The 11,396-nt window shown below is 59.7% G+C and carries 9 protein-coding genes; all 9 read left to right on the top strand.

All coding sequences use genetic code 11. The annotated features are described in order from the left end of the window. Positions 1-117 precede the first annotated feature (117 nt). The 9 genes from HMPREF2682_RS01845 (at position 118) to HMPREF2682_RS01805 (ending at position 11,261) form a co-directional block, all read left to right on the top strand. On the top strand, positions 118-891 hold the full coding sequence (locus tag HMPREF2682_RS01845) for a 16S rRNA (uracil(1498)-N(3))-methyltransferase (RefSeq protein ID WP_070830850.1): 774 nt from the start codon (positions 118-120) through the stop codon (positions 889-891). Between the two features lie 112 nt (positions 892-1,003). Then, positions 1,004-2,143, top strand: coding sequence for a PhoH family protein (locus HMPREF2682_RS01840; protein ID WP_070830847.1), 1,140 nt, complete (start codon positions 1,004-1,006; stop codon positions 2,141-2,143). Between the two features lie 3 nt (positions 2,144-2,146). Further along, a complete protein-coding gene (gene ybeY, locus HMPREF2682_RS01835; RefSeq protein ID WP_005505992.1) occupies positions 2,147-2,668 on the top strand; it encodes an rRNA maturation RNase YbeY in 522 nt (173 codons plus the stop codon). 9 nt (positions 2,669-2,677) lie between these two features. Then, complete coding sequence (locus HMPREF2682_RS01830) at positions 2,678-4,144, top strand: hemolysin family protein (protein ID WP_070830844.1); 1,467 nt, start codon at positions 2,678-2,680, stop codon at positions 4,142-4,144. Between the two features lie 117 nt (positions 4,145-4,261). Next, on the top strand, positions 4,262-5,419 hold the full coding sequence (locus HMPREF2682_RS01825) for a GTPase Era (protein ID WP_210400848.1): 1,158 nt from the start codon (positions 4,262-4,264) through the stop codon (positions 5,417-5,419). A 136-nt stretch (positions 5,420-5,555) separates the two neighbouring features. Then, positions 5,556-6,941: an LCP family protein gene (locus tag HMPREF2682_RS01820; RefSeq protein ID WP_246827234.1), complete on the top strand. Its 1,386-nt coding sequence runs from the start codon at positions 5,556-5,558 to the stop codon at positions 6,939-6,941. 404 nt (positions 6,942-7,345) lie between these two features. Further along, complete coding sequence (leuA, locus tag HMPREF2682_RS01815) at positions 7,346-9,094, top strand: 2-isopropylmalate synthase (RefSeq protein WP_070830838.1); 1,749 nt, start codon at positions 7,346-7,348, stop codon at positions 9,092-9,094. Between the two features lie 172 nt (positions 9,095-9,266). Then, on the top strand, positions 9,267-10,169 hold the full coding sequence (locus tag HMPREF2682_RS01810; protein ID WP_070830835.1) for a hypothetical protein: 903 nt from the start codon (positions 9,267-9,269) through the stop codon (positions 10,167-10,169). Positions 10,170-10,412: 243 nt separating this feature from the next. Then, positions 10,413-11,261, top strand: coding sequence for an undecaprenyl-diphosphate phosphatase (locus HMPREF2682_RS01805; RefSeq protein ID WP_070830832.1), 849 nt, complete (start codon positions 10,413-10,415; stop codon positions 11,259-11,261). The last annotated feature ends 135 nt before the right edge of the window (positions 11,262-11,396 follow it).

Below are 11,396 nucleotides of genomic sequence, written 5' to 3'. Positions count from 1 at the left end.
CTCAACCCGCACCCGCCGCATTCCTGTCAGCACTGCGCTGCACGCACTAAGCTACGCACCTATTTCACACTCCACCCACACTACCCACGCTTTCAAACCGCACCCTCAAGGAGAACCATGAGCGCCCCCATCTTCTACATCAGCACGGAAGAATACGACGCACTCACCCCCGGCGCATCCTTCGAGCTGGACGGCCCCGAGGGCAAGCACGCCCTCGTCAAGCGCCTTGAGCTCGGCGAACGCATCGACCTGGGTGACGGCACCGGCCGCCGCGCACTCGGTACGGTCGCCTCCATCAATGCGGACGGCGTGAGCGTGCAGGTGCAGGAGCTGCGCGAGGAACGCAGCGTGCCCTCCATCTACCTGGTGCAGGCGCTCGCGAAGGACGGCCGCGACCTGCTCGCCATCGAAACCGCGACCGAGCTGGGCGTGTACGGTGTGCTGCCATGGAGTGCGGACCGCTCCATCGTGCGCTGGAAGGGGGAGCGCGCCTCCAAGGCACACACCAAGTGGCAGAACACTGTCACCGCCGCGGCGAAGCAGTCGCGCCGCGCGCTCATTCCCGAAGTGTACGACCTGTACAGCACCGCCGACCTGGTGGAACTCATCGAAGAAGTTGCAGGCTCCGAGCAGTCTGCCGCCGTGTTCATCCTGCATGAGCAGGCGACCGAACGCCTCAGCGCCCTGGCACGCAAGCTTGTCGAGGCAGAGAACCTGCCCGAAGAAATCTACCTGCTCGTCGGCCCCGAAGGCGGCATCAGCAACCGCGAAGTGCAGCTCTTCACCGACGCCGGCGCGCAGCTGGCACTACTCGGTGACGAGGTGCTGCGTTCCTCCACCGCTGGCTCTGCCGCCATGTGCACCCTGAACGTGGTGCTGGGCCGCTGGTAGAGCGCCCGCTACTGGATTCCCTCCGGTAGAACCTAGCTGACAGGAATCCACCGGTGCGTGGTGCATCACGCGCATCTATACTTGTAAATACATCACTAGCCAAGGAGCCCATATGACTACCTCCCGACCTCTCTCGACCGCGCGCACCGTATCCTTCAAGAGCGCCGCAGAAATGATCGCCGTGCTCGGCCCGCAGGACGCACACCTGGCAATTATCGAGGACTACTTCGAGCAGATTAGCCTGCGCCCCAAGGACCTGGACGTGCTCATCACCGGCCCCTCCGAGGCCGTCAACACCGCTGCAAAGCTGCTGAACGAGCTGCGCGTGCTCTCCAGCCACGACACGCAGATTACCGTGCAGGTCATTCACCGCCTCATGGGCATGCTCGGCGACGAACTGAGCAACCCGGCGCACTCGCTGTCCGCCAGCATCCTCTCCACCCGCGGCACCACGATTCGCCCCAAGACCATTAACCAGAAGAAGTACGTGGACGCTATCGACGCGAACACCGTCATCTTCGGTATCGGCCCGGCGGGTACCGGTAAGACCTACCTCGCCATGGCGAAGGCTGTGCAGGCGCTGCAGAGCCACGAAGTGAACCGCATTATCCTCACCCGCCCCGCCGTGGAGGCTGGCGAGCGTCTGGGCTTCCTGCCCGGCACCCTCAACGAGAAGATTGACCCGTACCTGCGCCCGCTCTACGATGCACTGCACGACATGCTCGAGCCCGAAACCATCCCCAAGCTCATGGAGGCGGGCACCATCGAGGTCGCACCGCTGGCGTACATGCGTGGCCGCACCCTCAACGACGCATTCATCATCCTTGACGAGGCGCAGAACACCACCGCCGAGCAGATGAAAATGTTCCTGACCCGCTTGGGCTTCGGCTCGAAGATGGTCATTACCGGTGACATCACCCAGATTGACCTGCCCGGTGGCGCGGCATCCGGTCTGAAGCAGGTGCGCAATATTCTGCAGGGCGTGGAGGATATTCACTTCAGCATCCTGGAATCCTCCGACGTGGTTCGCCACACCCTGGTGTCGAACATTGTGTCCGCCTACGATCAGTGGGGCGAAGACCAGAAGGCAATGGAACGCAAGCGCAACCGCAAGGTCAAGCGCGCCACAATCGAGGCCGCAGCCGAGAAGCTGCTGGACCGCGCCGGCATCAACGGCGGCTCCGAAAAGAACGCCGAGCAGAACCCTGCGCAGAACCCCGACAGCGCACAGACCACCCCGGAAGGACGCTAAACGGTGGCAGAGATCGAATTCGACTGTGAAGAACCCGCAACCGGTGCCGACCCGGCAACCGACGCCTTCATCCGCGAATCTTTCGAAGCGGTAGACACCGAGGTGCTCACCCGCCTCGTCGAGCACGCCTTCAAACGCATGCACCTTGCCGATGACACCTACCTGTCCATCGCGATTGTGAACGAAGACGAGATGGAACGCGTGCACATCGAGTGGATGGACTTGCCCGGCGCCACTGACGTGATGAGCTTCCCCATGGACGAGCTGGAACCGGGAACCCCCGAAAACCCCTCCAGCGGCATGCTCGGCGACATCATCCTCTGCCCGCCCGTTGCCGCACGTCAGGGCGCAGACGCGGGCCACAGCACCCTCGATGAGCTGTGCCTACTCACCACCCACGGCATTCTGCACTGCCTCGGCTACGATCACGGCACCGCCGAAGAGGAAGCCGAAATGTTCGGCATTCAGCGTTCCATCCTCGAAGAGTTCCTGGGCCGACCCGCACCGGTCGAAACCCGACACTAGGGGAGCGGCGTGGATATTCTACTTACAGCCCTCCTCGCCGTTCTTGCGCTCTGTCTGACCGTGGTCGCGGCAATCGCCGAAACCGCGTTCACCTACCTGCCACACAACGAGGCGGAAGAAGCCGTGGAGGCACACCCGGACACCCTCGGCGCACGCGTCCTGCAGCGCACCCTCGACGGCGACTCCGAGGCGTACACGCACCCGCTGCGCCTGACCCGCCTCATTGCGGCAGCTACCGCAGTGCTCGCCACCATGACCTGCCTGCTGAACCTGGTCGAGGTACACGCGCTCGCCGCCGTTCTGACCCTCGTAATCGTTGCGCTGGTGGGTTACCCGATTCTGCACGTGCTGGCACGCGCTCTGGGTCGTAACCGCCCGGTCGCGTCGATTCGTGTGCTGGCTCGCCCGGTGCACTACCTGTCGGTTCTGTTGAGCCCGGCGACCGGTCTGCTCGATAAGTTCAGCGTGCGCCTGGCGCCGGAACGTTCAGCTGAGGCTCCCGTCGGCGTGTTCGATGAGGAGGAGCTGCGCGAGTTCCTGGACCGCGCCTCCGACGCTGAGACCATTGAGGACGACGAGGCGCAGATGGTGCAGTCCGTCTTTGAGATGGACGATACCCGCATCCGTTCGCTCATGGTTCCGCGTACCGACATGCTCACCGCCAGCCGCGACACCCCGCTGCGTGAGGCGCTGAGCCTGTTCCTGCGTTCGGGTTATTCGCGCATGCCGGTGATTGGTGATTCGAGCGATGAGATTCTGGGCGTGCTCTACCTGAAGGATGCGATGCGCGCCTTTATCCTGCACGGTGAGGCCCCCGCGGGTACCGCCCTGCCGACCGTGGTTGAGCTGATGCGTCCGGCTCGTTTTGAGCCTGAGTCGAAGCGCGCCATGGACTTGCTGCGTGAGATGCAGCGCGAGTCCACGCACGTGGCGATCGTGGTTGATGAGTACGGCGGAACCGCCGGTCTGATTACCCTTGAGGACCTGATCGAGGAGCTGGTTGGCGACATTTCTGACGAGTACGACCACGAGCGCCCCGAGTACACGCTGAATGATGACGGCACGTTCCGTCTGTCGGCTCGTCTGGGTATTGATGAGCTGGGTGAGATTTTCGGTCGTGAACTCGACGATGAAGATGTTGATACGGTGGGTGGTCTGCTCGCTAAGCATCTGGGCATGGTGCCGATTGTTGGTTCTGAGATTGAGATTGACGGCATTCATATTCGTGCGATTGGTTCGTCGGGCCGCCGCCACCAGGTGGATATGTTGCAGGCGTGGTATGAGCCGCCTCGTGATGAGCAGGAGAACGCTGAGGGTTCCGCTGCGTCTTCCTCGGAGGCTCATTCTGCGGAGGTTGCCGATATTCTCACCGTGGACACCGAGCCGCCCGCCGTGGCTGAGCCGCATGCGCACCCGGACCTTCCGGGAGATACCGCAGAGGCTGAACCTACCACCGATAAGCACGACAACCGCTAAATATCGAACATAGACGCCGCACAAATACTTTGAGCCAGCTGCCCCGCCCCGAAGGCGCACGGTAGATGAGTCTGGCACCCCACATACCCCGCACGGGGTTTGATAAGGAGAAACACAATGGACCAGGAGTACACTCCGCTCGATTTGAGCACTCTGGACTTGAGCACCCCACTGCCGACCTACCCGAAGGACTTCCGTTCGGGTTTCGCGTCGCTGGTGGGCCGCCCGAACGCGGGTAAGTCCACTCTGACGAACGCTATGGTCGGTCAGAAGGTGGCTATCACCTCGAACCGTCCGCAGACGACCCGCCACACGATCCGCGGTATTGTGCACAAGGACGAGTACCAGCTGATTCTGGTGGACACCCCGGGTATTCACCGCCCCCGCACTCTGCTGGGTGAGCGTCTGAACGACCTGGTGGCAAGCACCCTTTCGCAGGTGGATGTGCTGGGCTTCTGCATTCCGGCGAATGAGAAGATTGGCCCGGGTGACCGCTACATTGCGTCGCAGCTGGTGGCGTCGAGCAATAAGCCGGTGGTTGCCATTGTGACGAAGGCTGATACCGTGAGCTCTGAGGAGTTGCGTGAGCAGCTGCTGGCTGTTGAGGCACTCGGCGAGGAGGTCATGAGCGCTGAGCGTGCGGCTCGTGCTAAGCGTGCCGCGCATCGTGCGAAGCAGAAGGGTAAGGGCCCCAAGGGTAAGGGCGGCAAGAATGATGCTGTGCCTTTCGCGAAGGGTTCGGGTCCTGCGGCTAAGCGCCGTGCCGGTGAGGTTTCTGAGCCGATGCCGGTTGATGGTAAGGGCGGCTGGGCTGCGATTATCCCGGTGTCTGCTGTGAAGCATTTCCAGGTGGATGCGGTTGCTGACCTGCTGGCGCAGTACACTCCGCTGTCGCCGCCGCTGTACCCGGAGGGTGAGCTGACCGATGAGCCGGAGGCAACCCTCATTGCGGAGCTGGTGCGTGAGGCTGCCCTGGAGGGTGCGCGCGAGGAGCTGCCCCACTCGATTGCTGTGACGGTTGAGGAGATGGAGTTCCGTGAGGGCCGCCCGGCGGATAACCCGCTGCTGGATGTGCACGTGAACCTGTTTGTGGAGCGTGAGTCGCAGAAGTACATCATTATCGGTAAGGGCGGCTCGAATCTGCGCAAGATTGGTACAAAGGCTCGTGAGCAGATTGAGGCGATGCTGGGTACCCGCATTTACCTGAATATTCATGTGAAGGTTGCGAAGGAATGGCAGTCTGACGCTCGTGCGTTGAACCGCCTGGGATTCTAGTAGTTTTCCTACTCATTCGGCGCTCATAGGGAAGAGTGTTACTCTGAGAAAGCACTTGCTCACCGGCAGAAAGAGAAAAGGTATGCCCCAGGCACCTCGTTTACGAAGCACCGGTCGTCATATGCGCACGACGGTGATGACTTCAAATCGCAATAAGTGGATTGCTCTGCTTACTGCTTGCATGCTCGTCATTGTTGTTGGCTTTGGTGGCGTGGTGGCTCTGCGTATGCGCAATAATCTGCATACTCAGGAGCTGAACATCAGCAATTACAAGGACGGCCTGGAGAACGGCGCCTTGGACATTCTCGTGATTGGTTCCGATACCCGTAAGGGCAATAACGGCGCGTACGGTAATGAGGATGACCGCAATTCTGAGGCTCGCGCGGACGTGATGATGCTTCTGCAGATCAGCAAGGACCGCAAGAACGTGAGCGTGCTGTCGTTCCCGCGTGACTTGATGGTTGATGTGCCGCAGTGTACTGACCCTGAGAGCGGCACCGTGTACCCGGCTGAGGAGAACGTTCAGATTAACGAGTCTCTGTCTCGTGGTGGTGCCGGTTGTACTGTGGCGACCATTAGCAAGCTGACCGGCGTGAATATTGACCACTTTATGCTGGTGGACTTTAACGCTGTGAAGGAGCTGTCGAAGGTTGTTGGTGGCGTTCAGGTCTGTGTGGACGCTCCGATTGATGACGAGTACAGCGGTCTGAAGCTTCCTGCGGGTACTTCCACTGTTGAGGGTGAGCAGGCTCTTGCGTTTTTGCGTAGCCGCCACGGCTTCTCGGATGGTTCCGATATTGGTCGTATTCAGGCTCAGCAGGGCTTCTTGTCTTCGCTGCTACGTAAGGTGAAGAGCGAGGGTACTCTGTCGAATCCGGGCCGTCTGATTAATATTGCTGAGGCGATTACTCAGAACGTGACGGTGGATAAGAACCTGGGCAATATCAGCACTCTGGTGGGTGTTGGTGCGGCTCTCGGCGGCGTGGACCTGTCGAATGTTGTGTTTGCGACGGTGCCGACTGAGCCGTGGAGCCAGGATGAGAACCGCCTGCAGGTTTCTGCGGATGCTGCGAATGTGTTCCAGCGTCTGCGTGATGATAAGTCGCTGAAGGAGGAGAAGGCTCCGGAGGCGCCGGCTACTGCTGCCGCTCCGGTTCAGCTCGATCGTACGGTTCCGGTGAACGTGTACAACGCGACCGGTCTGGATGGCCGCTCGGCTACGATCGCTTCGGTGATTGAGGGCCTGGGCTACACGAATGTTACTCCGGGTACCTCCGCTAGCCCGACGAACTTCACCACGGTGTTCTACTCGACCGGTTACGAGGCGGAAGCGAAGGAAATCGCCGCGAAGCTGAACGTAACCCGCGTGGTGGCTACTGAAGAGGTTCTGGGCGTGTCGGTGACGATTGGTACTGACTTCCCGTCCGGTGAGGCGATGGAGAAGCAGGAGGCTGCGATTGCGGGTAACGCGACCGGTCAGACTGCTGATCAGCACAAGTGCCAGACTGCTTTCGCCTACTAGGTTGTAGCTAGTAGAACATAGCGCAGATACGTGAATATTGAGTGAAGGGGCGTAGCGCCAGAAATGGTGGCTGCGCCCCTTTGTCGTTGATTCTTTCCAGATGATGGACGGCTTCCCGGGTGCCCTGCCACCGCCTCCGACCCCTGTGATAGCGTGGAGGCATGACTATTGACGGTGAGAGCAAGCGCGGGGTTACCCGCCAGGCAGTGAACCTGCTGCTTATTCGCCGGAACGGGGCACGCTAGAATCTGCCGCAACCGTTCCGGCTTTTTGACGCGGCATCTCACCTTCGCATCCTTTCTGATGCACCGCCTTGACCACGGCTGCCGGGGACCGATACCCGGCACGGTACGAGCCCCACATTTGGGGTAGAGCGAGACGGACCAACCAACAGGAAATTCATCATGAAAAACCACCAGAAGCCCAGCCCCATGCCGGTACACAAGTACCGCCCTTTCCGCGAGCAGATTGTTGTTGACCTGCCGGACCGCACTTGGCCGGATAAGGTCATTGAGAAGGCTCCGCGCTGGTGCGCAGTGGATCTGCGTGACGGCAACCAGGCGCTGATTGACCCCATGGACACCGACCGTAAGCTTGCGATGTTCAAGCTGCTGGTGAAGATGGGTTACAAGGAAATTGAGGTTGGTTTCCCTTCGGCGTCGCAGACTGACTTTGATTTTGTGCGCACTCTCGTTGAGGACGGCCACATTCCTTCGGATGTGACCATTCAGGTTCTGGTGCAGGCGCGTGAGCACCTGATTGCCCGCACTTTTGAGGCGATTGAGGGCGCACCGCAGGCGATTGTGCACTTCTACAACTCGACCTCCGTTCTGCAGCGCCGCGTGGTGTTCAACCAGGATCAGGAGGGCGTGCTGGATATCGCCCTGCAGGGTGCGCGCCTGTGCCGCAAGTACGAAGAGCAGATGATCTCTGACACTAAGGTCATCTACGAGTACTCGCCTGAGTCCTTCACCGGTACTGAGCTGGAGTACGCGGCTCGCGTGGTGAACGCTGTGGCTGAGGAGCTGGAGGTCGGTCAGAACGGCCGCGAGCTGATTGTGAACCTGCCCGCTACCGTTGAGATGGCTACCCCGAACGTGTACGCCGACTCTGTCGAGTGGATGCACCGCAACCTGAACCACCGCGAGCACATTGTGCTGTCGCTGCACCCGCACAATGACCGCGGTACCGGCGTGGCTGCTGCTGAGCTGGGTTACTTGGCGGGCGCGGACCGTATTGAGGGTTGCCTCTTCGGTAATGGCGAGCGCACCGGTAACGTTGACCTGGTCACTTTGGGTCTGAACATGTACACCCAGGGTATTGATCCGCAGATTGATTTCTCTGATATTGACGGTATCCGTAAGACTGTTGAGTACTGCAACCAGTTGAAGGTGCACGAGCGTTCGCCGTATGGTGGCGACCTGGTGTTCACTGCGTTCTCTGGTTCTCACCAGGACGCTATTAAGAAGGGCTTTGAGGCTCTGGAGCGTACCGCTGCTGAGGCGGGTAAGACCGTGGATGAGGTGTACTGGGAGGTTCCGTACCTGCCGATTGATCCTCGCGATCTGGGTCGTACCTACGAGGCGATTATTCGTGTGAACTCGCAGTCCGGTAAGGGCGGCATGGCGTACCTGCTGAAGCAGGATCACGGCCTGGATTTGCCGCGTCGTGCGCAGGTTGAGTTCTCGAAGATTGTTCAGGCTCGTACTGACGCTGAGGGTGGCGAGATGACCAGCCAGAAGCTGTGGAACATCTTCGCGGATGAGTACCTGCCCGCTACGGATCCTGAGAAGCGTTGGGGTAAGTATCGTATTGAGTCGATTAATATTGATTCGGCTGATACTGGTGCGACTACTCTGCGTGTTGGTCTGAACATTGATGATCACACGTACACTCGTACTGCTTCGGGTACCGGTCCGGTGGATGCTCTGCAGAACATCCTTTCGGGCGAGGGCGTGGATATTCGCGTGATGGATTATTCGGAGCACACGATGTCGTCTTCGTCGACTGCTAACGCGGCTTGCTACGTTGAGGCTGCTGTTGGTTCTCGCGTGCTGTGGGGTATTGGCGTGGACAGCTCGACGACTCGTGCGGCGTTGAAGGCGATGATTTCGGCTGTGAACCGTGCGCTGCGTGATGAGCGCCAGGCGTAGGCGATGACCGTTTATGCTTTGTGCGGGGTCTGCGGGTGACCGTTAACCGCGCATGAAGCGGGGGCGGGACGCATACTGGGAGTATGTATCCCGCCCCTTAGGCGTTTAATGTGCGCAGGCATTGTGTGCGTTGGTGGGCTGTGGGGCGAATAATCTGCGGAGAGGAACTCTCATGAAAAGCTACGCGATGGTGTTTAGCCCCGTTGATGCGGCGGGCACCGATTCTTCTGTTCGTGCCTGGAATTATGAGCTGCGCGGTGGTGATGATACTGCTCTGCCTGCAGGTTCCACCGAGGTGTGGGAGGCTGGCTGGGTGGGTTCGACTGGTCCCGGTATTGAGCAGGATCAGTGGCCGCGCAGTACGTTTACTGGTTTGCCAATGCAGCATATTTTTACGGTGAGGTTGCCGGGGGAGTACCTGCCGGATGCGCAGAAGTATCCGGGCGTTGTGGCGTTCTCTTTCTTCGCTGGTGATGGCCAGTTCGCTGAGGATGAGGCGACTGAGGGTGTTGCTAATGCTGCTAGTGATGACCCGTTTGAGGTGCAGTATGCGCAGGCGCGGGTGCATCCGTATCAGTTGTTGTTGCGCGATATTTTGGATGCCGAGTTTGCGGTGCTGTACCTGAATGAGGAGGAGTTCTCGTCCCGTACACAGCCACCTGAGGATGTGCGCCGACCCGGTGAGCATCGTGGTGAGGAGGAGAGCTTCAGCGCCTGGGCGTTGGCGGATCGTCAGCAGCCGCTGGCTCGTAAGCCTGCTCTGGTGGGGTGGGTTCCGACGGATGACCCGAATGCCGGTAAGGTCCCCAGTGATGTGTTTGAGAATGTGGACCCGCAGACTGGTTATCTGAGTCCTTTCGATTGGGATGCTGAGGATTCGGCGTGGTTTGAGTGGGCGAAGCCGCTAATTGCGGTGGGCACTCACCTGGGTGGCACTCATTTTTATGCGCAGGCTCTGCCGGAGGGTCTGACGGCTCGTTATATTGAGTTCGACGAGTTTGATGTGCTGAATTTTGGGTGCGGTAGCGCTGTTTTTGATTTTGAGACGGGTGTTTTCGACTGGTCGTGCGGCTAGTATGCTTGCACCGGTGACGCACCTTTGATGCGCCGGAGAGCGCGCATTTGAGGTGTTTGCGCGGCCTCCTTGAGCCATGGGTGAACCGTGGATGAGCTATGGATAAGCCCCGGTTGCACCGCGGTGTACCTCCTGAAACGGCACCCTGAGCGTTTCAGAGTGTGGACGGGGCGGTTTGCGGAAGTTTCACATCACCTTCGGCGAACCACCCCGGGCGGGTGCGCCTCCTGTATCCTTGAATGCGTGGAATGGATTCAAGCAATTATTTTGGGCTTTGTTCAGGGCCTGACCGAATTTCTGCCGATTTCGTCATCGGCGCATCTGAACATTGTTGGCCAGATCCTGCCGGAGAAGGCTGACCCGGGCGCCGCGTTTACCGCAATCACCCAGCTGGGTACTGAGACCGCGGTCTTGATTTTTTTCTGGCGCGATATTGTGCGCATTGTGAAGGCGTGGTTTGGCGCTCTTACCGGTCGTGTACCGCGCAATGACCCGGATGCCCGCATGGGTTGGCTGATTATTATTGGCTCCCTGCCCATCGGCGTTCTGGGCCTGCTGCTGGAAGACTACATTGACACCCAGTTCCGTAGCCTGTGGGTTGTGGCGACTATGCTGATTGTCTTTGCGGTGTTCCTGGGTCTTGCGGACCGTTTTGGTCGTGAGCAGCGTGAGCTGAAGGACCTGACGTTCCGTCACGGCCTGCTGTACGGTTGCGCACAGGCGCTGGCACTGATCCCGGGTGTTTCCCGTTCGGGCGGTACGATTACTGCGGGTCTGTTCATGGGTTACACCCGTGAGGCTGCGGCACGTTACTCGTTCCTGCTGGCCATGCCCGCCGTGTTCATGTCTGGCCTGTACAAGACCTTCAAGGTGGTCACCGGCGAGGAGGCGACCGGCTACTACGGTATCCCGTCGACTATCGTGGCTACTCTGGTTGCGTTCGTGGTGGGTTACCTGATGATTGGCTGGTTCTTGAAGTACGTGTCTTCGAAGTCCTACGGCGTTTTCATTTGGTACCGCATTGCGCTCGGTATCCTGATTTTCGTTGGTCTGGGCACTGGCGTTCTGAACGCTACTTCTTCGGCGTTCTAAGGCTTTAGCCCTCAGCGTGATATGACATACCCGTCCGTGAGTTTCTCACGGGCGGGTATTCTTGTTTAAGTAGATTTTTTGGCACCCGCATGCCCGTAGGTTGGGCGGCGGGTGTGGCGCGTCCACCGGGTGTGG

The sequence above is a fragment of the Rothia sp. HMSC061D12 genome, from assembly GCF_001836735.1.
In the GTDB taxonomy this organism is placed as follows: Bacteria; Actinomycetota; Actinomycetes; order Actinomycetales; family Micrococcaceae; genus Rothia.
This window is presented reverse-complemented; position numbering and strand designations above follow the sequence as displayed.

Coding starts and splice junctions, on each gene's coding strand:
- HMPREF2682_RS01845 (WP_070830850.1), top strand. CDS start 118: ATGAGCGCCCCCATCTTCTACATCAGCACGGAAGAATACGACGCACTC.
- HMPREF2682_RS01840 (WP_070830847.1), top strand. CDS start 1,004: ATGACTACCTCCCGACCTCTCTCGACCGCGCGCACCGTATCCTTCAAG.
- HMPREF2682_RS01825 (WP_210400848.1), top strand. CDS start 4,262: ATGGACCAGGAGTACACTCCGCTCGATTTGAGCACTCTGGACTTGAGC.
- HMPREF2682_RS01820 (WP_246827234.1), top strand. CDS start 5,556: ATGACTTCAAATCGCAATAAGTGGATTGCTCTGCTTACTGCTTGCATG.
- leuA (WP_070830838.1), top strand. CDS start 7,346: ATGAAAAACCACCAGAAGCCCAGCCCCATGCCGGTACACAAGTACCGC.
- HMPREF2682_RS01810 (WP_070830835.1), top strand. CDS start 9,267: ATGAAAAGCTACGCGATGGTGTTTAGCCCCGTTGATGCGGCGGGCACC.